Annotated in this window: 20 protein-coding genes; 9 read left to right on the forward strand and 11 right to left on the reverse strand. The window is 41.9% G+C overall.

Features of this window, described 5'->3' with window-relative positions:
• The first annotated feature begins 46 nt into the window (after positions 1-46).
• The 5 genes from ACST14_RS07255 (at position 47) to ACST14_RS07275 (ending at position 8,587) form a co-directional block, all read left to right on the forward strand.
• A complete protein-coding gene (locus ACST14_RS07255) occupies positions 47-2,695 on the forward strand; it encodes a M14 family metallopeptidase (protein WP_459462085.1) in 2,649 nt (882 codons plus the stop codon).
• Positions 2,679-3,608: an alpha/beta fold hydrolase gene (locus tag ACST14_RS07260; RefSeq protein WP_459462087.1), complete on the forward strand. Its 930-nt coding sequence runs from the start codon at positions 2,679-2,681 to the stop codon at positions 3,606-3,608. The genes ACST14_RS07255 and ACST14_RS07260 overlap by 17 nt, the downstream gene beginning before the upstream one ends.
• Positions 3,609-5,288 carry a cellulase family glycosylhydrolase gene (locus ACST14_RS07265; RefSeq protein WP_459462089.1) on the forward strand — a complete coding sequence of 560 codons (1,680 nt, stop codon included), beginning with the start codon at positions 3,609-3,611 and terminating at the stop codon, positions 5,286-5,288.
• 64 nt (positions 5,289-5,352) lie between these two features.
• Positions 5,353-6,984, forward strand: a complete 1,632-nt coding sequence (locus tag ACST14_RS07270; protein ID WP_459462091.1) for a carboxylesterase/lipase family protein — start codon at positions 5,353-5,355, stop codon at positions 6,982-6,984.
• A 4-nt stretch (positions 6,985-6,988) separates the two neighbouring features.
• Positions 6,989-8,587, forward strand: a complete 1,599-nt coding sequence (locus ACST14_RS07275; RefSeq protein ID WP_459462093.1) for a carboxylesterase/lipase family protein — start codon at positions 6,989-6,991, stop codon at positions 8,585-8,587.
• Between the two features lie 51 nt (positions 8,588-8,638).
• Here the strand turns inward: ACST14_RS07275 and ACST14_RS07280 are convergent, their stop codons facing one another.
• Positions 8,639-8,902 carry a heavy-metal-associated domain-containing protein gene (locus ACST14_RS07280; RefSeq protein WP_459462095.1) on the reverse strand — a complete coding sequence of 88 codons (264 nt, stop codon included), beginning with the start codon at positions 8,900-8,902 and terminating at the stop codon, positions 8,639-8,641.
• A 75-nt stretch (positions 8,903-8,977) separates the two neighbouring features.
• On the opposite strand from ACST14_RS07280, the gene ACST14_RS07285 reads away from it, so the two are divergent.
• On the forward strand, positions 8,978-9,595 hold the full coding sequence (locus ACST14_RS07285; protein WP_459462097.1) for a flavin reductase family protein: 618 nt from the start codon (positions 8,978-8,980) through the stop codon (positions 9,593-9,595).
• Positions 9,579-10,034, forward strand: a complete 456-nt coding sequence (locus ACST14_RS07290) for a DUF1569 domain-containing protein (protein WP_459462099.1) — start codon at positions 9,579-9,581, stop codon at positions 10,032-10,034. Before ACST14_RS07285 ends, ACST14_RS07290 begins: the two co-directional genes overlap by 17 nt.
• Here ACST14_RS07290 and ACST14_RS07295 read toward each other — a convergent pair.
• Both ACST14_RS07295 and ACST14_RS07300 read right to left on the reverse strand, forming a co-directional pair.
• Positions 10,009-11,235 carry a BaiN/RdsA family NAD(P)/FAD-dependent oxidoreductase gene (locus tag ACST14_RS07295; protein ID WP_459462101.1) on the reverse strand — a complete coding sequence of 409 codons (1,227 nt, stop codon included), beginning with the start codon at positions 11,233-11,235 and terminating at the stop codon, positions 10,009-10,011. The two genes, ACST14_RS07290 and ACST14_RS07295, sit on opposite strands and share 26 nt — an antisense overlap.
• Positions 11,232-11,567, reverse strand: a complete 336-nt coding sequence (locus ACST14_RS07300) for a cupin domain-containing protein (RefSeq protein ID WP_459462102.1) — start codon at positions 11,565-11,567, stop codon at positions 11,232-11,234. Before ACST14_RS07300 ends, ACST14_RS07295 begins: the two co-directional genes overlap by 4 nt.
• A gap of 70 nt (positions 11,568-11,637) precedes the next feature.
• Here ACST14_RS07300 and ACST14_RS07305 point away from each other — a divergent pair, with 70 nt between their 5' ends.
• Positions 11,638-12,537 carry a PIG-L family deacetylase gene (locus ACST14_RS07305; protein WP_459462104.1) on the forward strand — a complete coding sequence of 300 codons (900 nt, stop codon included), beginning with the start codon at positions 11,638-11,640 and terminating at the stop codon, positions 12,535-12,537.
• Positions 12,538-12,603: 66 nt separating this feature from the next.
• Here ACST14_RS07305 and ACST14_RS07310 read toward each other — a convergent pair whose 3' ends face one another.
• From ACST14_RS07310 to ACST14_RS07340, 7 genes are all read right to left on the reverse strand, one after another.
• On the reverse strand, positions 12,604-13,824 hold the full coding sequence (locus tag ACST14_RS07310; protein ID WP_459462106.1) for a serine hydrolase domain-containing protein: 1,221 nt from the start codon (positions 13,822-13,824) through the stop codon (positions 12,604-12,606).
• Positions 13,825-13,836: 12 nt separating this feature from the next.
• Positions 13,837-15,096, reverse strand: a complete 1,260-nt coding sequence (locus tag ACST14_RS07315; protein ID WP_459462108.1) for a prolyl oligopeptidase family serine peptidase — start codon at positions 15,094-15,096, stop codon at positions 13,837-13,839.
• 45 nt (positions 15,097-15,141) lie between these two features.
• Complete coding sequence (locus tag ACST14_RS07320; protein ID WP_459462110.1) at positions 15,142-16,659, reverse strand: glycoside hydrolase; 1,518 nt, start codon at positions 16,657-16,659, stop codon at positions 15,142-15,144.
• Positions 16,660-16,751: 92 nt separating this feature from the next.
• Positions 16,752-17,477, reverse strand: coding sequence for a bacteriorhodopsin-like (locus tag ACST14_RS07325; protein WP_459462112.1), 726 nt, complete (start codon positions 17,475-17,477; stop codon positions 16,752-16,754).
• Between the two features lie 106 nt (positions 17,478-17,583).
• Positions 17,584-18,426, reverse strand: coding sequence for a Brp/Blh family beta-carotene 15,15'-dioxygenase (locus ACST14_RS07330; protein ID WP_459462114.1), 843 nt, complete (start codon positions 18,424-18,426; stop codon positions 17,584-17,586).
• The gene (locus tag ACST14_RS07335) at positions 18,423-19,532 is read right to left on the reverse strand and encodes a lycopene cyclase family protein (RefSeq protein ID WP_459462116.1); all 1,110 of its coding nucleotides are present in this window, start codon (positions 19,530-19,532) and stop codon (positions 18,423-18,425) included. The genes ACST14_RS07330 and ACST14_RS07335 overlap by 4 nt, the downstream gene beginning before the upstream one ends.
• 64 nt (positions 19,533-19,596) lie before the next feature.
• Positions 19,597-19,788: a hypothetical protein gene (locus ACST14_RS07340; RefSeq protein WP_459462118.1), complete on the reverse strand. Its 192-nt coding sequence runs from the start codon at positions 19,786-19,788 to the stop codon at positions 19,597-19,599.
• Between the two features lie 58 nt (positions 19,789-19,846).
• Here ACST14_RS07340 and ACST14_RS07345 point away from each other — a divergent pair, with 58 nt between their 5' ends.
• A complete protein-coding gene (locus ACST14_RS07345; RefSeq protein WP_459462120.1) occupies positions 19,847-20,689 on the forward strand; it encodes a sugar phosphate isomerase/epimerase family protein in 843 nt (280 codons plus the stop codon).
• Here ACST14_RS07345 and ACST14_RS07350 read toward each other — a convergent pair.
• Positions 20,661-21,686 carry an endo-1,4-beta-xylanase gene (locus tag ACST14_RS07350; protein ID WP_459462122.1) on the reverse strand — a complete coding sequence of 342 codons (1,026 nt, stop codon included), beginning with the start codon at positions 21,684-21,686 and terminating at the stop codon, positions 20,661-20,663. The two genes, ACST14_RS07345 and ACST14_RS07350, sit on opposite strands and share 29 nt — an antisense overlap.
• Positions 21,687-21,694 lie beyond the last annotated feature (8 nt).

The raw sequence follows: 21,694 nt of genomic DNA on the forward strand, positions 1-21,694 counted from the left end.
AATTAATTTCTATATTTCTATCTTTAAAGCTTACCTGATTTAACTTATGAAAAAAATCTTACTCATTCTACTTTTTGCGTCGTTTACATTAAGCGCGCAGGTGCCTAGTCCTAAATCGCATTTTGGGTTTAATATAGGCGATAATTATCATTTAGCCACATTCACGCAGACGGAGGCCTACCTAAAAAAGGTGGCGGCGTCTTCGAATCGCGTGAAATTGCAGTCGATCGGACTGACGGAAGAAGGTCGAAACCAGTATATGGTGATCGTGTCAGATCCGGCGAATATTAAGAATTTAGCGAAATACAAGTCAATTTCGCAGCGTTTGGCGCGGGCGGAAGGCTTGTCTGAGCAGGAGGCTAAGTCTTTGGCCAAAGAAGGAAAAGCCATCGTCTGGATCGACGGCGGATTGCACGCCACGGAAACGGTGGGAATACACCAGTGGATCGAATCGATTTATCAATTCACGACGCGTAACGACGAAGAAACAAAACGCATTCTGCAAAATACCATCATCCTTTTCGTGCACGCGAATCCGGATGGACAAGAACTCGTTTCGAACTGGTACATGCGCAAAGCGGATACCTTGAAACGCTCGACGGATAACTTGCCACGTTTGTATGAAAAATATATCGGGCATGACAATAACCGTGATTTCTACATGATGAATATGAGCGAGTCGACGAATATGGCTCGCCAGCAATACACCGAGTGGATGCCACAAATTCTCTACAATCACCACCAAACGGGCCCAGCAGGAACGGTAGTAGCCGGCCCTCCGTACCGTGATCCTTTTAATTACGTCTATGACCCGCTATTAATCACGGGAATCGATGCTTTAGGGGCAGCCATGAGTTCACGTTTGAATGCGGAAGGAAAGCCAGGTTATACGATGAAATCAGGTTCGGTCTATTCGACTTGGTGGAACGGTGGTTTACGCACCACGGCTTATTACCATAATATCATCGGTTTATTAACTGAAATCATCGGGGATCCGACACCGGAGAATATACCTTTAGTACCTAGCCGCTTGATTCCTAATTCAGCGACTCCATTCCCGATTACTCCGCGCAAGTGGTTCTTCAAGAACTCGATTGATTACTCGCTTTCCTTGAACTATGCGGTCTTGAATTATGCGACCCGTTACCGCGAAGAGGTGTTAATGAACATCTACAAAATGGGTAAGAAATCCATTGATTTAGGTTCACAAGATTATTGGACTTTGTCTCCTAATAAAGTGGAAAAGCTAGCGGAGGTTTCTGGTGGAAATTACAAGGCAAAATCGGATAGTTTATTCGCTTTGGTCTATAAAAACCAAAAAACGCGTGATGCACGCGCCTATATCCTTACGGCAGATCAAACTACTTCTAGCATCGCTTTTATCAATATCTTACTTAAGAGCGGTATCCGAGTAGAGAAAGCAACAAAAGCGTTCGATGTAAATGGGAAAGCCTATCCGGCTGGTTCTTATGTAGTGAAAACGAATCAAGCTTTCCGTCCGCACGTGATCGACATGTTCGAACCACAAGATCACCCGAATGACTTCCAATATCCAGGAGGCCCTCCCGTTCGTCCCTATGATGCGGCGGGTTGGACGCCAGCTTATACGATGGGGATTCAGTTCGATCGAATTTTGGAAGACGTAAACGGTCCCTTCGAAACGCTTCCTTACGGCGAAATCCAAAAGGCTAAGCCAGTATTTGCCACCGGAGCCTATTATTCATTCTCGACTTCTGATAATGCGTCATTTACTTTATTGAATGATTTATTAAAAGCGGGTGTCGAGGTATCAAAAAACCAGGATGCCTTTTATGTGAAACACAGTGCGGCTGCGGCGGATATTTTAGCTAAGGCTAGTGCGAAAACACAAGCATTAGGCGCTTTGCCAGCTTCGGTTTCTGCTAAGGTAGGTAAGAAGCGTGTCGGTCTTTGGGACACCTATGGTGGCTCCATGCCATCAGGTTGGTTGCGTTGGATTTTAGAACAACACCACTTTGATTTTAAATTAGTATACGCAAAAGAGATTGATAAAGGAGGTCTTCGTTCGAAATTCGATGTGTTGATATTTGTCAAAGGAGCCATTCCTGGCTTAAGACCTGAGCCTGCTAACGAATGGGATGAAAAAGATCCAGTGGAGGCAGATATTCCAGCGGAATTCCACGAAACGATGGGTAAAATCACGGTGGCAAAATCGGTTCCAGCTTTACGCGCCTTTTTAGAGGAAGGTGGAGATGTAATCACGATAGGCTCGAGTTCTAACTTAGCTTATCATTTGAATTTACCAGTAAAGAATGCATTAGTAGAGATGGTGGCAGGAAAAGAACGTAACTTGCCAGGCGAGAAATTCTACATTCCAGGCAGTGTGATGCAAGTGACGGTGGATCAAAATTCACCAGCTAACTGGGGAATGGCGCCTAAAGCAGATGTCATCTTTGCAGCTAGCCCGGTATTTAAATTATCACCTGAGTCTATTTCGCACGGTGTGCTGACGCCATTAGCTTGGTTTGCTACAGAGAAGACCTTACGCAGTGGCTGGGCTTTTGGTCAAGCGTATCTGCAAGATGGAGTAGCTGCTTTCCAAGCGAAAGTAGGCAAAGGGAATTTATTCGTTTACGGCCCAGAAGTGACGTTTAGAGGCCAAACACACAGTACTTTTAAGTTAGTATTTAATCAATTATATGAAAACAATCGCTAAGATTATTGGGGGTATTTTTATTGCTCTTTTCGCTGTCATTCTATTTTTTGCAGAAAGTGATCGTCCTGTAGAGGAACTAATTCCTCTGTATGCGAATAAGGATTCCAAGTTCATGGATATCTTAGGAATGAAAGTGCATTACCGCGATGAGGGTGTCGCTACAGATACCTTACCTTTAATCTTGTTGCACGGGATGTCATCCTCCCTAAATACCTGGGATAGTGTTGTTATTGCGTTGAAACCACACAAGCGCGTGATTAGCTTAGATTTACCTGGTTTTGCCTTAACAGGTCCTTCGCCAGAGAGTGCATATAATTTCCCGTATTATTCGAAGTTCATCGATTCCTTTACGACTCGTTTAAAAATCAAACGTTTCATTTTAGTGGGTAACTCCATGGGTGGCGCGATTTCTTGGAACTATGCCCTTCACAATCCGTCTGGCTTAGCGAAGATGGTCTTAGTCGATGCAGCCGGTTATCCGAAGAAAGGGGAGAGTGGATCTTTAGGTTTTACGATAGCCTCGACTCCAGTCATCAATAATTTAATGTTGTATGTTACTCCTAAGGCACTTGTACGTAAGAGTTTAGAAACGGTCTATTTTGACCAATCTCGAGTGACGGATGAGCAGGTAGAACGTTTTCACGATGTGGCGATTCGGGAGGGAAATAGAGAAACTGCCTTGCAGATATTTAAGGGGTCTTTTAAAGGGGATCCGAAACAAATTAAAACGATCAAGACACCCACTTTAATCTTATGGGGTGATCATGATAACCTAATAGGCGTAAACAATGTGGAGAATTTCTTGAAAGATATCCAAGGTAGTAAAGCTGAGGTTTATAAAAACGTAGGTCACGTGCCTATGGAAGAGGTACCAGGAAAGGTGGCCTCGTCTATTTTGGGATTTGTACAATAAATGAAGAAACTCTTTCTATTGCTTTTATGTAGTTTCTATTTGCCAGCACAGGATCTAGGCAGAGGAATTAATCTAGGTAATATGTTCGAGGCGCCCAGCGAAACAGCCTGGGGCAATCCGTTTAAGGAAGAGTATATTTCCAAAATCGCAGAGCAAGGTTTCAAGCACATTCGCATGCCTATCCGCTGGGATGTGGCAGAGCGAACCCAACTTACGGCGCCCTATACGGTGAATCCAGCCTTTTTAGCTCGGGTTAAATCAGTTGTCGATTTAGCGATCTCTAAGAACATGTATGTGATCATAAACATGCATCACCATGACGAGATCTTTGTGAATCCTGCTGCGGTTAAGCCTCGATTTCTGAGCCAATGGACGCAAATAGCCACTTACTTTAAGGGCTACGATAATCACTTATTATTTGAAGTTTTAAATGAGCCGCATGACGCGCTGACACCAGCTTTGTGGAATGGGTATTTTGCAGAGGCTTTGACAGAAATCAGAAAGACAAATCCGACGAGAAAGGTGCTTGTGGGAACCGCTTCGTATGGCGGTCTGGCCGGTGTGAAGGATTTAGTGCTTCCGAATGACCCTAATTTAATCTTGAGTGTTCATTATTACGATCCGTTTAATTTTACCCACCAAGGGGCAGATTGGGCTGGCAATAAAGATAAGTACTTGGGCACGAAATGGGAAGATTTGACTTGGGAGAGAGAACAAATCATCTCGGATTTTGCTTATGCGATTAAATGGGCGAAAGACAAAAATATGCCTTTACACGTGGGGGAATTTGGGGCGTATGAAAAAGCAGATATGGAAAGTCGTGCTCGCTGGACGAATTTTCTAGCGCGCTATTTCGAATCGCAAGGAATGAGTTGGGCATATTGGGAGTTTTCGGCAGGTTTTGGCATTTATAATCCGACGACCAATACCTATAAAACGGCTTTAGTAGATGCGCTGCTTAAAAATCCGATGCCCGCCGCAAAGGTCCTGCCTACGAAAAGTCTATACGATTTATCGGGAATCGCGGGCTGGAATTTGAATCTGAATTCGGGTGCAACTGCCGTCATGACTGCGGAAGGTGCGGGTATTAAAGTGAATAGGAATAGCGTCACAGGAACTGGCTGGCATATCCAATTAGCGCGATCGGGATTTCCACTTACCTATCGAAAACGGTACTTAGTCACAATGAAGATTTCAGCGGATAAGCCCAATAACATTACGGTCTACATGGGTCGCGCCTCTGCGCCATATAACGCATATAGTTCCTATAATTCGTTGACTTTAGAAAGTGTAGAAAAGGAGTTCACCTTTGTCTTCACCATGAATGAGCCCTTCGATTCGAATGCTCGCTTGACTTTTGATCTCGGATTAACTGCGGGTTCCATTCAAATCAATTCCATTAAAGTGGCTGAACTCGTCGAGGACATTCCGTTAGGGGTAGAAGAGCTTAGTGCTTTACAGGTTTATCCTAATCCATTTAGGGAAAAATTAAGAATCGAGGCCCCTGGTTCTCATGAAATTCGAATAAGTGATTTGCTTGGTCGGATAAATCAGGTCACGAAAATGGAAAATGAAATAGAACTGGAAACACAATCGTTGAAATCAGGCCTCTATTTACTTCAATGCATTAATAATAAAACGGGGGAGCTGAAATCTCGATTGCTTTGTAAGGAAGATTGATATAGGACTTCCCGGTAGAAAATCTTATTATTGTATCAATTATTGACAATAAACCTATTTAACAATGAAAAGAATCTGGCAACTCACTTGCCTGTTGGGACTTATCGCGTCCAGCACGTTTGCACAAACCGATTTTAAGATGGCCGTTCAGGCAAAAATTGAATCAGGAATTATCGAGGGAGATTATAATACCCAAACCGGAATTCAAACTTATTTTGGAGTACCCTTCGCTAAACCACCGGTGGGGGATTTGCGTTGGAAAGCACCCGTTCCAGCAGAAGCTTGGTCTGGGGTTAAGAAAACAAAAGCTTTTGGACCACGTCCTATCCAAGCCATGGTTTTTGGTGATATGGGATCTCGCTCTGCCGGTTTAAGTGAAGATTGCTTGTACCTAAACGTCTGGTCTCCAGCGAAGCGAAATACGAAAAACTTACCTGTCTTAGTTTATTTCTATGGCGGCGGATTATTCGCAGGCGATGCGTCTGAACCTCGGTATGATGGAGAAGCGATGTCTAAGCAAGGAATCGTAGTTATTACGGTAAACTACCGCTTAGGCCTATTCGGTTTCTTCTCGCATCCAGAATTATCAGCGGAGGCGTCCTACAAAGCTTCCGGAAATTATGGTTATTTAGACCAAAACCTAGCCTTAAAATGGGTTCAGAAGAACATCGCCGCTTTTGGTGGAGATGCATCCAAGGTGACGATTGCAGGGGAATCAGCGGGTTCTGCTTCGGTATCTGTCCAAATGGCTTCCCCGCTATCTAAAGGCTTAATCGCCGGTGCCATCGGCGAAAGTGGTGCTGGAATTAATCCAACTATGTCCCCTGTCCCTTTAGCGCAAGCAGAGAAGAGTGGTGTGGCATTTGCGGAGAAAGCAGGAGCTAAGTCCTTGAAAGATTTACGTGGGATGACCTCTCGCGAATTATTTGAAGTAGCTCAAGAGAATCGCTCGATTAGTTTCTCTACGGTGGTGGATGGTTATTTCTTGCCAAAAACCTTACCTGAATTATTCAATGCGAAACAGCAATCGATGGTTCCGCTTCTATTAGGCTGGAACTCTGCTGAAATTCCAGGGTCGGCTTTTATGCAAGGAAAACCCTACACGGAGGAAAATTATGTGGCGAAGGTGAAGGAAACCTATCCAACAGATCACGAAACTGTATTGAAATTATATCCATCAGGTTCGGAGGACGTGATCGAACGTTCGGCTACCGCTTTAGCGGCTGATCGTTTCATTTCGTATAGCACCTGGAAATGGTTTGATTTACATCGCAAGAATTCGAATCAACCGGTTTACCGTTATTTGTATGCTCGTCACCGTGCTCCCTTGGTAGATAAATCTGTCACGTCTGGTTTAGCCGGAGGAACTGTAAAAGCGAATCCAAATGCACCTAAACCGCGTCCAGCCGTAGGCGCTCCGCACGCATGTGAGATTGAATATTGCATGGGCAACTTGCACTTGATTAAAGATTACGCGTTTACCGCGGATGATTATACGGTGTCCAAAACGATGTTCACATATTTCGCGAACTTCATTAAGACGGGAAATCCGAATGGAGGGACTTTGGCAAACTGGCCTACTGCAGCTCCACAAGACAAGGAGCCAGGAGTTATGGTGATTGATGTGGAATCGAAGGCGGTAAATGCCAAAGATGACGCACGTTATGAGTTCTTAGATAAACAGTATAAAAACTAGACCGATGAAAAAATTGACATTTGCTTGTGCGCTCATTCTTGCCTCTGTAGGCTTGAAAGCACAAATTACAACTGGAAAAGACGTGGCTATTGTGGCGACTGATGCTGGGAAAGTGCGTGGTTATGTCCACAGTGGAATTTATACGTACAAAGGAATTCCTTACGCGGAGGCAGCTCGTTTTGAGGCTCCTCACAAGCCGAAGCCCTGGGCTGGCGTTCGTTCTTCTATGTCTTATGGCCCAGTTTCTCCCTTAATTGATGAAACAACGCAGATTCAAGATGAGTCAGAATTCGTATTTAATCACAATTGGGGCTTTACGAATGAGGATTGCATGCGCATTAATGTGTGGACTCCCGGAATCAATGATGGAAAGAAACGTCCTGTCATGTTTTGGATTCATGGAGGCGGCTTCACGTCTGGTTCATCGGTTGAATTGCCGTCGTATGATGGAGAGAATTTGGCACAAAAAGGTGACGTCGTAGTCGTTTCCATTTCCCATCGTCTAAATATCACGGGCTACTTAGATTTATCTGCCTACGGCGAGAAGTACAAGTATTCCGCAAATAATAGCGTATTAGATATGCGCGCGGCTTTAGAATGGGTAAAGGAAAACATCGGTTCTTTCGGCGGCGATGCGAAAAACGTCACGGTCTTCGGACAATCCGGCGGAGGCGCGAAAGTAAATACCTTGATGGCGATGCCTTCAGCGAAAGGTTTATTCAGCAAAGCGATTAACCAAAGCGGTTCTTTCCGTTCGAACATGCTAGACAAAGCCACGACCCAAAGCATCACAGCTGAAGTTTTGAAAGCATTGAATATCCCTGCAGCGAAAGTAGATAGCTTACAAACTATTCCTTATCTCGTTTTAGCCAATGCAGGTAAGAAAGCATTAGCAACCATTGCAGCCCAAATGAAAGCAGCTGGCAAGCCGGTGGTTGGTTTTGGTTTAAGCTGGGGTCCTTCCGTAGATGGTGACTTATTACCTTACCAATTATTCTCTAAGGAGGCTTTCGAATTATCGAAAGACGTTCCTTTGTTAATCGGAACAGTGAAGAACGAATTCATGCCTTCGATTATGACAGGCATGTCTGATGCGACAGCGGAACAAGTAGATGGGTACATCAAAAAAACGTATGGCGAAAAAGCGGAGGCATTTAAAGCTGCCGTGAAGAAAGCTTATCCTAACGATACGAAGCCTTCTGATTTGATGGATGTGGACGTGATGTTCCGTCCAGGTGCGGTGGTTCAGGCGAAAGAGAAATCAGCCTTGAAAGCAGCTCCGGTTTATATGTATTTAATGACGTGGCAATCGCCCGTAATGGATGGTAAATACAAAGCGTTCCATTGCATGGAATTACCTTTCTGCTTTAATAACATCGCACGTTGCGAGGAAATGACCGGAGGCGGGAAAGAAGCGTATGTATTAGCGGATCGCATGAGTTCGTCTTGGATTAATTTTGCTAAGACGGGTAATCCAGGTCACAAAGGACTCCCTACTTGGCCTACGTTCGACGCGGCTGGAACTGCGACTATGCACTTCAATACTACCTGCGAAGTGAAACCGCAGCAAGATGCGGAATTGTATAGCCTCATCGCAAGATAATTTAAAAGGCCCTTGAACGATCAGGGGCCTTTTACTTTAGTAAACGAATGATTAACTCATTTTGCCTATCGCGCAGCTGACATAGGACTTTGCTTGTTTGAATATGGTATTATCTCCTTTTTGAGGATAGCCCATGCTATTTAAGGAGGCGAGAACTTCACTTAACTCATATTTATTACCCATCAGGCTGATCTTTTCCTCGCCTTGATCAATCTCTACTTTTGCAATTCCCTTAATTTTTAATAAAGCATTCTTAATGCTTGTCATACATCCTGCACACTTGATGTTTTCAACAAAAATCGTTTGAGTTTTCATGGTGTTGTTATTTGTTTAGCCAAATGTAGGCTATCTTTAGGCCATAAAAAGTGATATAAATCACGTCTGAAAATTATGAACAAATATTTTTCACTTGCTGAAATTCAAACCTGGGATCGCTTCACACGCGCTAATTTCATCAATACTCTTACTGGATTCAAAAGCTTATCTCTGATAGGAACGGTAAACAAAGCGGGGGAATCGAATGTAGCTGTATTTAGCAACATCGTACATTTAGGGGCTGACCCAGCCTTGATTGGTTTTGTCAATCGTCCTCTTGCTGCTGCACCACATACCTTATCGAATATCCAGGAAACGGGATTTTTCACGGTGAATCTAGTGACAGAATCGATGTATAAGCAGGCACATCAAACCAGTGCTAAATATGCCGATGGGGTTTCGGAGTTTGAGATGACGGGACTGACTGAGCAATTTCGCGAAGGATGCAGTGCGCCATTTGTAGCGGAATCCCCAGTGCAGTATTTATTGAAATTAGAACAAGTCATTCCTATTGAGTTAAACGACACATTTTTTGTGATAGGTTCCTTGCAGGCTGCGTACGTGCCGGCGGATATTCAGGAGGAAGACGGATTTTTGGATTTGGCCAAAGCCGGAATCTTAACATCCCTAGGCACCTCTGGTTATTACAAAACTGAAAAAATTGATAACTTGCCCTATGCAAAAGTTAACTAACCTAGTAGACGAATTAGCGTCTTATATTCCGCAGCTTGAGGCTAGAAATGAAAACGTTTCTGCTTCCACTGTAGGCTGGCAAATTGAGCACAGCTTATTAGTCATTTCTTCTGTCATTGAAGGGGTGAAGAGGTCAGATCCTGCACAATTTAAATGGAGTTTTCGCCCCTTTAAGTATTTGATTTTTTGGACCGGAAAAATTCCAAGAGGAAAGTCCAAGGCGCCTAAATTTGTGGTTCCAGATACTTTCACGGCAGAATCACTACAACTTCATATCGACAAATGTCATGTTAAAATAACCGAACTTGAGTCGCTGTCGGCAGGGCACTATTTTTCTCATCCTTATTTTGGGGATACGAAAAAGAAGGATGTGATTCCATTTCTGATCATGCATACGGAACACCACGCGAAAATTATTCGGGAGATTCTAGCGAACTAGCGCTTTTCCCTGCGATAAAACCCGTTGTCCAAGCCGATTGGAAGTTAAAACCTCCCGTAATACCATCGAGGTCCATCACTTCGCCTGCGAAGAAAAGGCCGGGGCATTTTTTGCTTTCCATCGTTTGGACGCTGATATCTTGTAAATCAACCCCGCCCGCAGTGACAAATTCCTCTTTAAAGGTCGTTTTTCCCTGCACCACATAGCGATCATTGATTAAGGTGTTGATTAATTTGTTCAAAGCCTTACCCCCTAATTCATTCCACCGGAGACCCGTTTTTATTTCGTTTTTTTCGAGCAAATACATCCAAAGTCGATTCGGCATCGGAAATGGATTCAAATTCACCACCATCTTTCCTCCATGCTCCTTTATTATTAGGCTGATTTGCGTCCTTAAGTCCTCTTCTTTTGTGTCATCTAGCCAGTTCACCAGGATGGCACAGTGGTATTCTTTTTCTGCCAAAATCCTCGCCCCCCAAGCTGATAATTGCAAAATCGCCGGGCCGCTCATTCCCCAATGCGTTACTAAAAGAGGGCCTTTACCTAGCAGTTTTTGGCCTTCCACCCTAACTCTAGCTTTCTCTACCACGATACCCATTAGGTCGCGAATAGGCTCCTGAGGCATATTGAATGTAAATAAGGACGGTACAGGAGGAATGATGGTGTGACCTATATCTTCGAGCCAAAGCAATCCAGACATCTTCGGCTGACCACCCGTCGTCACAATCACGCGATCAGCATCATATTCGGTCTCTTTGCAATGAATTCGAAAGCCTTTCGCCGTGGGTTTAATTTCATCCACTGATTGGCTATTATGCAAGTTAATGTGCAGTCGCCTAGCTTCCGATAGAAAACAATCGATGATAGTTTGTGAATCATTCGAGAGCGGAAAGATGCAATTGTCATGGTAGGTTTTCAAGGCTACACCTCTGCTTTCCAGCCATTCTACCATGCTTTCGGCATTAAAAACCTCAAATGCTTTCCGTAGAAATTTCTCTCCACGCGGGTAGCTCTCAGATAAAATGCGGGAATTAAACGTAGCGTTGGTCACATTGCAACGACCGCCTCCAGAGATTTTCACCTTACCTAAAAACTTGGATGTTTTTTCTAGGATGGTTACTTCGGCCTCAGGATTATGCTCTTTGGCAGATATAGCAGCAAAAAATCCAGCGGCTCCGCCACCTATGACGATGATTCTCATACGATAAAATCTGAGCGCATCGGATTAAACGAATCCACTAAAACACCTTCTTCTACGGCAATTACTCCATGATCTGTGTGTGGGGGTGCAAAAAATACGTCTCCTTGTTGTAGGATCTTTTTTTCATCGTCAATAACTACCTCAAAGACTCCACTTTCTACATACGAACCTTGGGAATGAATATGTTGATGAATCGCTCCAATACCTCCTTTTTTGAAATGCACTTTAACGATCATCAAATCATCATTATAGGCCATGATTTTTCGCTTACACGATTCATCGAGGATTTCCCATTCGATATCACTGTCTTTAATAAAATGCGTTTTACTCATGCACAAAAATAAGACAATTTGCCGAATGCATAATTTTTTCTATTATTGTCAGAATATAAACCTCCAAACTATGAAAAATCTATTTAGTAAAGTCTTCATTTGCAGCATTTTAAGTATGGTATTTTTTCAAATGAATGCACAAGGGCCTAAGGTTTTAGTGGTTACTGCACACCCAGATGATGAAACGGGTTTTTCGGTGACCGTATTTAAAATCACACAGGAATTAAAGGGAACTGTTGATATGGCAGTGATGACAGATGGGGGAGGCGGTTTCGCTGATTCTCAGTTAGGAGCCATGTATTATAAATTAAATCTGACAGATTCTGTTACGGCTAGAAACCACCTGCCTCTAATACGTAAGCAGGAAATCTTAGACGCAGCTAAAATCATGGGGATGCGTAATATCTATTTTATGGAGCAACCAGATGATTGGTATACGACGGATCCTACTCCTTATATTTCGGGTAAAAACTGGAATATTCCTTATGTAGAAAGTCGAATGGATAATTTACTAAAAGATCAAGGATACGATTTTGTCATTACGATGCTTCCACATGCGGGTCAGCATGGACATCATAAAACTGCCGTTTTAATGGGATTAAGAGCAGTAAAGCGATTTAAAGGTCCTAAGAAACCCATTATCATTGCAGGCAGTCCTATGACCTTAAGTTCGAAACCACTTGATTTCACAGAGTTAGCCGGTTTCCCAGAAACCAAAATCAAACCGGGAGCGCCTACCTTCACTTTGAATCGCGCGTTTCGATTTAAGGAAAATGATAAATTGAGTTATAAGATTGTGGCAGACTGGGTGATTTCTGCCTATAAATCACAAGGGGCTATCCAGGAGAATGCGATTCACAAAACGGATTTGGAGACCTACCGTTATTTCGATATCAATGATTCAGCGGGTATTAGTCAGGTGGAAAAGCTGTTTCGGGATTTGGCGAAATCAGGATTCGCAGCTCCGTGAAAAATCATAAAATACCATAAAAAAAGCCGGGTCGCGAGGCCCGGCTTTTCTATTTTAATACCTATTTTAATCTGCCACAGTCTGGTAGACCATTTGGCGTAAACTATTGTGGTATTCCCAGGTGAAATTACTCTCCTGGGTCATAAATAAGGCGATTAGCTTTTCTTTAGGATCAATGAAGAAATGGGTATTATTAGCGCCTCCCCAATAAAACAAACCCTTAGAAGCTGGTGTTTTAGTAGCTGGGCCGTCAGTTACTACGGCGAATCCAAGACCCCATTGTGTTCCCGGTGTTTTGAATAAATCTCCGGTATGATTCGAAGTCATTAATTCTACTGTCTTGCGGCTCAAGTATTGCTTCCCTTTGTAAGTTCCGCAGGCTAGCATCATTTGGCAAAAAGTAGCATAATCCGTAACGGTAGAAAATAACCCATTCACCCCACTCCAAACCGTCACATTTTCAAAAGGTGGCTGATTCGCAGCAATGGAAATCGTTCCATTCTTTCCCTTGGTATGTAATGCCACAATCTTAGATTGTTCCTCTTTAGGGACATTATAACCCGTATGTTTCATTTCTAATGGTTCAAATAAGCGTGACTTTAAAAACTCATTCACACTCATCCCCGAGAACTTCTCAATTAATACACAAAGCACATCAGGGCCAGCGCTATAGTTCCATTCGGTGCCAGGTTGTGCTAATAAGGGAAACTTGGTCATATTAGCCACGCGATCTTGGATCGTCTTTGTGCCGGGCTTAAAATAGCCATTTCTAAATCTGATCTGAACTGGATTTTGTTCTAAACCATGCATTAAACCTCCACTGTGACTTAGTAATTGGGTGATTGTGATTTCAGACTTTAACGAATCCGTGGGTGCGTTAGCGTCATCATTGATACTTCGCGCGACGCGTAAATTTTTAAATTCTGGTAAGTATTTCGAAACCGGATCGTTTAACTTAAAATACCCTTCTTCGTATAGCATCATAAATGCTGTAGAGATGATTGGCTTTGTCATGGACTGAATATAGAATAAATCGTCCGTCGTCATGGGTGTTTTAGTCGATGTATTTTTATAGCCCAAAGCTCCCTGATGAACCACCTGGCCATTGTGAATAATCATCGTCACGGCGCCAGGAATGTTGCCCTTATCCATTTCGGATTGGACAAATTTTTCTAAACGTTTAACGCGATCGACATTAATGCCGGCAACGATTTTGGGTGCTTGTGCACTAATTTCGCCTATGAAAAGGAGGCTGAAGAGGAGCAGGAAATGTTTTGTGAATTTCATATGTTGATTAGTTTATTTGCTTTTTTTCTGCGCCGCCATCCATTCCATGATGGTAACCGGCTTTCCGTTCAATCGAACTAGGGATCCATCTACGTCAGTTCTAGGTAGGTTTTCATGAAGATAAACCCACGACCAGTGGCCGTTGTATTCGAAACTTTTACCACCGTAGAAATTAGTAATGTCATTTACGTGATCGTAATAAGTGAAGTGAACGTTTTTCGCACCTGCCTTACGCAAACGGTCAAATACGGGTACAACGGTAATGTCAGGGATGGTAGTTCTGTCATCTTTAGAATGAACAAACCAAATAGGCACATTTTTTATCTTTTGAATGTCGCTATCGGGAATGTATTCTGATTTATAGGCCAAAGCACTGATATAGCCAGCCGCGAAATAATCTGGATTTAAGAAGATCAATTTCAATGCCATATAGCCTCCATTAGAGCAGCCGCCCACATAAATACGGCTTGGGTCGATTTCTGGATTTGCTTTGACATAGTCTTTAATTAAGGCCATTAACCCTTCGTTGTAGATGTCGTTATCTTTTCCTTGTGTTCCCACCCCTTGTGCATTATGCATCCAGGCGCCTGGGCATTGTGGAGAAAGGACATAGGCTCCCTCGAAAATCGATTGAATACCTTCAGCGGCGTAGTTTGCGGCTTTATTTCCTAAAAGAGGAACCGTAGGGTCCGTCCCACCTTCACCACCGCCGTGTAGCCAGATGATTAAAGGTGCTTTGTCCCTCTTTACTTTAGGTGTAAAGGTCGCGTAGGACATCGTTAATTTATCACTATAGGTGTATTTACCAGTTAAGTCAAATTGATCAATCAGAGGCATAATTTTGCCTGTTGAGGTATCCCATACATATCCCGTTTTAGGGTGTACGATGGTTAAGGAATAATCAACCCAAACATTCCCTTTACTTCGTAGGTATTGAAAAGGGGAACTGATGGGCAATTGAGGTCCTACCGATAAAACCAGGGTAATGTTTTTTCCTGTTTTTACCTTTTCTCCTTTTTCATCCGAAACGTAGGCTGTTACAATTTCGCGCTTATTATCTTGGTCTGCGATAGGACCTGTGCTTAATTTTCGGCTGGCATAAACGGTAAATTCTGCCGCATTCACTTTAGAGGTGGTGTCGTTTAGAGACAAAATGACTTTGTTCACTCCCGCACCCCAGTCGAATCCTTCGACGACGATTTTGTAGCTGCCCGTTGGTTTTGCTGCTGCACTAAAAGCAAGCAGCGTGAGAAAGAAGAGTATTTTTTTCATGGATGATAGGTTTAATTGATTACTAACAAATAAACGTAAAATATTCTAAAATGCTATCCCGTATTTTGTATCAAAGACGATGGTCATTATCGACGATCCTGGAACTTGGATACGTTCATTTCGAACGACTCGGTAGCCTAAATTTTGCGTGCTGGAAGTGGTATAGGTTTTAATCTCTTTATTGTTTTTTAGTGAAAGTTCAAATGCATTTCCCGAATTGATGAGCACTAACACCGTCGATTGATTGTCTGTGAATCCAGTAATTAAGCAATCGGGTTGTTGAATACCTGCTTCGATTCGCTTCATGCCGGGTCTAACAAACCTCGCATAATTGCCCAATGCCCAAAGCGTTTTAGAATCATACAGGTCTGCATTGTATTTGTTGTTGTCATTTTCACCTTTATTTAACCCATTAAAGATATAAATCAATCCATCTTTATAATCGTTTGCGCTAACGGCTAGCCACCAGCTCCAAGACGAGGCATTACCGTCATAAATATCTGAATGAATGACTTTGGCCACATACAAGGCTGTCTTCATGCCTAGGTCAACTCCATTTCCTGTTATTTCACCCGCATTATCACCTAGAATGCAAAATTCTGATTGCCAAAATCCGATATTCGCAGCCTTTGCTTTTTTATGTAGTTCTTGTCGAGTCGATATCAGTTTGTTTGCAGGAGAGGTGGTAAAATAGCTATGGCCACTGATAATCTGCTCCACGGCCGGAAGTTTGCCCAAGTAATGGGGTGATTCAGCTTTAAAAAAATCGTCAATTTGTCCATCTTGACCCGGCCGATTGCTTTTAGGATCATATAAATAATTCAGTTGTCCTGCTTCTGGAATCACAATTCGCGTTTTCGTATTTGTCCGTTGGAAATTCTCAGCCAGCTTTCTGGTGGCCCAAGCTAGATCTGAATTGTTGATGGGTGTACCTTCCTGTGATGCCTTGCCAGATTTTCCAGGCCCCCAATCCCACTGCGGTTCATTGAATGGACTTAAATAGGTGAATTGAAAATGATTGGAAACAGTAGTTAGGAAATTCGACCAAGCATCAATTTTAGTAGAGTCAAAATTCCATTCGCCTAGACGACCATTACCGATGGCTAATCCATTTTTGGTCATTTGGACTGGCGAGGAATTTAAAAATCCTAAGGTGTACGGTACTTGATATTGCTTAGCAGCTTCTAAAAAATATTGTTGGCCTTTTTGTTTTTCCCAATCGTAACTATCGTTGGTCAAAAAGCTTTCAGCGCGTCTCCATTCGTTTGAAATCTTACTTGTATTTTCTTGTTCTGTACTTCCAGCTCCGATATTAAATCGCCACATGGATAGACCGATCCCTTTTGGGTTTCCTTGTGGGTCTGATTCAAGACTGAATAGCCATTCTGCAATTTGCTTTTTTTTGCTCTCCGGGTAGTATTTTCCTATCATGGCCATCGACCAACAGTCCGATGCACCGAAACTATGCATCGTTTGGGAAGTTTTCTGGGTGTTGAAAGTGATTTGTTGGCCCTGCAATTCTAAGCCCACTATAGTCAAACAAATCCAAAGGTATTTATTCATGTTAATAGATTAGCTGTCACTAAACTAGCTAAATTTTGGGCATAAAAAAAAGGGATGATCGATGACCACCCCTTTCTTTTGAGAAATAAAAATTATTTCGCTTCTGCTGCTGTAGCACCTTTTGCGATAGAGTAAACAACTAGGCCAAAACCAATCTTGTTAACTGCATCCGCAATGTTGTAAACTAAGTCGATGTTTCCAGAGAATCCAGATAACAAGTTACCAGGTAACATCATGTAGCCGATTGGATAGATTGCCCAACCTACTAATGTGAACCAACGCATTACGTTGTAACCAGACTTAACTGCTTCGCTCGTAGAAGACGCAGCTAATTTAGAAGCCTCACCCATGTAGATTTCATAGATGATTACAGCCCATCCTAAAGTAGAGATGATACCCCACATTACGTTTTGTGCTGGAACTACTGCTTCTCCGATATATCCTGCTACTAACATGACGATAGAACCGAATAGTAAACGAGTTAACATTCCTGTCTTAGCACCTGCAGGCTTTAAGATTAAGAAATACTCGATACACATTAAAGGAACTGTTAAAGTCCAGTCAATGTAACGGAATTGTGTTGGAGACTCGTGTGTCTCTAACCATACACCACGCATGTAGAAATAGTGTACTGCAGCAATAAATGTAATCAAAGCAGAAATCAATAATGATGTTTTCCACTTGTCATTAACTGTACCTCTTTCTACGATGAAGAAGATAGAAGCAGCAAGCATCGACATATACCCTGTAAAGAAGGTAAATCCGATGTAATCTCCGGCAGCAAGTGAGCCGTCTAGTAAAATGTTTAATGTTTCCATAAATGTTAAGGATTAAAATTGTTTGATAGTTAAACTTAATGGGTTTGATAATGTTTCAAAGATTACAAAAAAATTTAAATAAAAATAAAAATTGTTATAAAATTTTTTATCTAGGTCTTTTAATTAATTTATGCATCAGTAAAAAATGAGGCAGCGTTAATAAGGACAAGAATATAAAAATCGGATATAGTTGCAAAGCATTGCTGGTCAAGAACATATAGACCAAACCCATAAAAAAGGCTCCTACAGAAAATGGGAGCAGTTTTTTGTATAAATTCAAGAAGGAGGTCTCTAAGTGATTTTTCAAACCCATGAAGCTGTAGACAGCATGGCAGCATGAAAAATAGCAAATAAAGGCAGGGATTAAGGGTAAAAAATAACCTGCCACTAAAGTAAGGAAAGTATTTAAAAAATAGGCAGAATTTCTCTTTTGAAAGCCTAATAATAAAAGAATGAGGCTAAGGTAGATTAAGTAGGACGGTATATTTAGGGGGATAGGAACCTTCATTTCTGTTACAACTTCCACTACCTCATTCCAATGACTGAAGAGAATAAAAGACAAAATACCTGATCCTAGGAAGATGGTTCGAGCGAGATGCAATATGTTTTGCTTTGGATTAACAGCTGATAAATCCTCCATATCCCCGAAGTGAAAGACGCTAATTCCAATGAAAATGATAAAAGCGATAGAAGGAAAAAGATACCACAGCACGGCATAAGCCGCCATACTACCCAAGTAATACATAATAAACGGCCTTAGATGAAAGGAGAGGTGATGTCGGTCAGCAATTTTTTGTGCTATTAAATGATCTCCAGCACCATGTGGGATTCCGGTTAATAGCAATAATATTCCTGCAAAAATGAAATCGATTGTTTTATCCCAAGGCCCCATCAACAGATAGCAAATTAAATAGACGATGGTGATGATGGCTCCGATATAATTTTTCATTTGATCAGGTGTTTAATGAAAAGGGGTATATCTAATCGGGAAAGTAATTTTATATCATCAGTCAACGAACTTTTGTCGTCTAAAAAGCGAAGTATTTTTGGCGTTTCTACTTGACTAAATAGCCTATCCATTACTGCGGGGATTTTATTCATTTCATTTTGCATGATTTTTAAAAGCATTTTATCATAAAAACGAAATCTATTCGGTGTCTTTTGGGTAAGATTTTGTGCACGATATTTTGCATCCTCATGCATTCGGGTGAAAGCATAACCCGTAGACGCTTTCATATTTCCACCTGCTGTACCTATCGAGAAAACACGTCCATCTCTTTTTTGAATTTTAACTCCCATAGGAATAGTCCCAGCCTCATCAGAAAGAATTTTATATTTCTGTGAGCCATAGTGAATGGCTACATAATTTTGCCAAAACTGTTCATAGGCCTCCTTGTCATAGGCTAATCGAGTGAACACGGTAGTTTCAATTAAGACTTTGGTCTGACTAAATGGTAAAATATAGTGGAATACAGCCATTTCTTTTGTGGAAACTGGTAAGCTGAAATCCATTATTGTCATGGATGATTCGTCTAAAATAGGTTGTTCAAACTCAAGAAATTTTCCGCTAAAATGCTGGTAAATTAAGGAAGAGTCTTCTGATTTTAGCGGTCTGGAATCGGCTACCCGTTTAGCATAAAAAGAGGAGCCATCTTTGCAAATAACAGAATGCAAATCAGCGCCTTCTTGTATTTCTTGAGCCCAGTTATGAACTAAAGTAATGCTAGGGTTTGCTGGAATGAATTCTTCGAAAAAATAAGCAAAAAAACGATCTGAAGAGATGTAATTATATTGTAGTGGATGGATAGGGGATTTTAATGTTTCACCCGAACTTGTCCTGTAGGTAATGGAGTTCCAAGACTTTTCGACTAGAAAAGGAAAGCTTTCCTTTTTTTCATCCTCCCAAAAACACCAGCTTTTTTTAGATCGATCACCCGAATCTAAGAGTAAAACTTTCATTTCTCCTTTCGGGTCAGCTTGTACTATTTCATACAATAGCTGTAAGCCTGACGCACCGGCACCAATAATCGCAATATCATATACTATAGGTGACATCAATATAAGAATAGAAATAAATTAGTGTAAAAATTCAAACCTTAAACTAGCCAATTTGTTTCAATTATCTAAATCGGGATGCATCGATCACTAAACAAAGCCCGGCTTGGAATATAATTAATGCCCCCGTCCCGTAAAAGAACCAGTCACCTCCCTGAAATTTTGTAATGCCTGCGTCTATAGCTAGTGAAAGTCCGCTCCCAGTTAGAATAAGGCCTGAGGTGGCTTGAATAATCCACCGTGTTTTATTTTGCATAGCGTCTGTTTTTTGTTCAAATTAGGTAAATTGTCTCTTAAATTCTAAACCTTTGAATATGAAAAAGTTAAGTTTTTTAGCGTTTTTACTGCTTTCTCAGACAAATTTCGCTCAAAAGCCCTTCAGCAAAGTCTTAAAAGACACCCCAGGAGTGGTATCGTTTACTTTTCGCAATGACTTCAGTAAGGATGTCGCGGGGACTTTGGACTATATTAAAGAGATGGGAATTCGGAATATCGAGTTTTCTAATCTGTTCGGTAAAACGGCAACGGAAATGAGAGCTTTATTAGATGCTCGTGGAATGGTTTGTACGAGTTACGGCGTTTATTACGATGCTTTGACGAATAAAACGGAGAAGGTAATTGAAGATGCGAAGACACTGGGTGTGGAGTTTGTGCGGGTGGGAATGATTCCACACAAAGGAGAATTTACCGTTCAGCAGGCAGATGCAGCCATTAAAGATTTCAATCGAGTGGGTAAAATTTTAAAAGAAAATGGTCTCGAATTCAGTTACCATAACCATGGCTATGATTTTACGCCTCATGAGAAGGGGACATTGTATGATTATTTGATCCAAAACACGAACCCGAAATACGTTTCCTTTGAGTTAGACATCCTTTGGGTGCATCAATTTGGTCAAGATCCGCTGGCCTATCTGAAGAAGTATCCTGCTAGATTTAAGCTCATGCACGTGAAGGATTTGAAAAAGGGCGTGCCGGTTGGTCTCGATGTGAAAACTTCTCCTGAAAATGATGTGCCGCTAGGTAGTGGTCAAATAAACGTTAAAGCCATTCTTAAACAAGCTCGTAAAAGCGCCATTAAATATTATTACTTAGAGGACGAAAATTCGAATTCAAAAGCGCAGGTGCCGCTTAGTTTAGGTTATTTGAAGACTTTGTAAGCTCGGTATAGGCTGGTTTTTTACTATAATTCTCATCAAACAAAAGAGGGTATTCTTTAGGTCTCTTGAAATAACCGCGCAACCAGGAGTCCTTGTCTGAGATATTCCAAAAAGTGATCCCATATTGCTGAGCAGCAGGTATCCTAGTGTAGGATTTGAAGATATAGTTAAATAACTCAGATTGTGCTTTGGCTGCTTTTTCCTCATACACAAAGTCTGGATTATTCTTCGGATTTACGGCGATGTCTAGCTCTGAAAGGTGAATTTTTAAGCCCGTTGCTACGGATTTATCTAGGACTTCTTGTAGCTCATTTCGCTTGGAATCCACATTAATATGCATTTGCAATCCTAACCCATGGATAGGAATCCCACGACGCTTTAGCTCCGCAACGAGGTCAAGTATGGCTTTCATCTTCTTTGGTTTACCATCTTGACCATAATCATTGTAAAAGAGGATTGCATCCGGATCTGACTCGTGGGCCCATTGGAAACTTTTCGCGATATAATCGGGAATATGATCTGCCCATAAAGAGGGTCGCAGACTCCCATCATCTAAAAATGATTCATTTACCACATCCCATCCGACGATTTTGCCTTTATAATGACTGACCACCGTTTGAATATGATTTTTCAGTAATTCTTCCCAGGCTTTTTGATCCCCTTGAAAATCCTTCATCCATTGTGGAACCTGATTATGCCAAACCAGGGTGTGCCCATGCATTCGTTTGCCTGTCGCCGCTGCAAATGCAACAATTTCATCTCCTTTCACGAAATCAAAACGGTCAGTTGCTGGATGAATCAGCATCATTTTCATGTGATTCTCCGCTGTCATTCCGGTCAATTCATTTTTTGCAATATTTCTGTACGCCTCATTTTCGGTCATTAATCGAGGATTAACAGAGGCTCCCAAGGGGAATTTCACCGCGTCTTTCAACAGGGCTGATTTTTGTGCGTTTATAAAAGTCGAAAGGCCGAGTAACAGGACAAGTAGTTTCATAGGAAGTT

It is taken from the genome of Aquirufa sp. A-Brett2-15D (assembly GCF_054558735.1).

Coding starts and splice junctions, on each gene's coding strand:
- ACST14_RS07255 (WP_459462085.1), top strand. CDS start 47: ATGAAAAAAATCTTACTCATTCTACTTTTTGCGTCGTTTACATTAAGC.
- ACST14_RS07260 (WP_459462087.1), top strand. CDS start 2,679: ATGAAAACAATCGCTAAGATTATTGGGGGTATTTTTATTGCTCTTTTC.
- ACST14_RS07265 (WP_459462089.1), top strand. CDS start 3,609: ATGAAGAAACTCTTTCTATTGCTTTTATGTAGTTTCTATTTGCCAGCA.
- ACST14_RS07270 (WP_459462091.1), top strand. CDS start 5,353: ATGAAAAGAATCTGGCAACTCACTTGCCTGTTGGGACTTATCGCGTCC.
- ACST14_RS07275 (WP_459462093.1), top strand. CDS start 6,989: ATGAAAAAATTGACATTTGCTTGTGCGCTCATTCTTGCCTCTGTAGGC.
- ACST14_RS07280 (WP_459462095.1), bottom strand. CDS start 8,902: ATGAAAACTCAAACGATTTTTGTTGAAAACATCAAGTGTGCAGGATGT.
- ACST14_RS07285 (WP_459462097.1), top strand. CDS start 8,978: ATGAACAAATATTTTTCACTTGCTGAAATTCAAACCTGGGATCGCTTC.
- ACST14_RS07290 (WP_459462099.1), top strand. CDS start 9,579: ATGCAAAAGTTAACTAACCTAGTAGACGAATTAGCGTCTTATATTCCG.
- ACST14_RS07295 (WP_459462101.1), bottom strand. CDS start 11,235: ATGAGAATCATCGTCATAGGTGGCGGAGCCGCTGGATTTTTTGCTGCT.
- ACST14_RS07300 (WP_459462102.1), bottom strand. CDS start 11,567: ATGAGTAAAACGCATTTTATTAAAGACAGTGATATCGAATGGGAAATC.
- ACST14_RS07305 (WP_459462104.1), top strand. CDS start 11,638: ATGAAAAATCTATTTAGTAAAGTCTTCATTTGCAGCATTTTAAGTATG.
- ACST14_RS07310 (WP_459462106.1), bottom strand. CDS start 13,824: ATGAAATTCACAAAACATTTCCTGCTCCTCTTCAGCCTCCTTTTCATA.
- ACST14_RS07315 (WP_459462108.1), bottom strand. CDS start 15,096: ATGAAAAAAATACTCTTCTTTCTCACGCTGCTTGCTTTTAGTGCAGCA.
- ACST14_RS07320 (WP_459462110.1), bottom strand. CDS start 16,659: ATGAATAAATACCTTTGGATTTGTTTGACTATAGTGGGCTTAGAATTG.
- ACST14_RS07325 (WP_459462112.1), bottom strand. CDS start 17,477: ATGGAAACATTAAACATTTTACTAGACGGCTCACTTGCTGCCGGAGAT.
- ACST14_RS07330 (WP_459462114.1), bottom strand. CDS start 18,426: ATGAAAAATTATATCGGAGCCATCATCACCATCGTCTATTTAATTTGC.
- ACST14_RS07335 (WP_459462116.1), bottom strand. CDS start 19,532: ATGTCACCTATAGTATATGATATTGCGATTATTGGTGCCGGTGCGTCA.
- ACST14_RS07340 (WP_459462118.1), bottom strand. CDS start 19,788: ATGCAAAATAAAACACGGTGGATTATTCAAGCCACCTCAGGCCTTATT.
- ACST14_RS07345 (WP_459462120.1), top strand. CDS start 19,847: ATGAAAAAGTTAAGTTTTTTAGCGTTTTTACTGCTTTCTCAGACAAAT.
- ACST14_RS07350 (WP_459462122.1), bottom strand. CDS start 21,686: ATGAAACTACTTGTCCTGTTACTCGGCCTTTCGACTTTTATAAACGCA.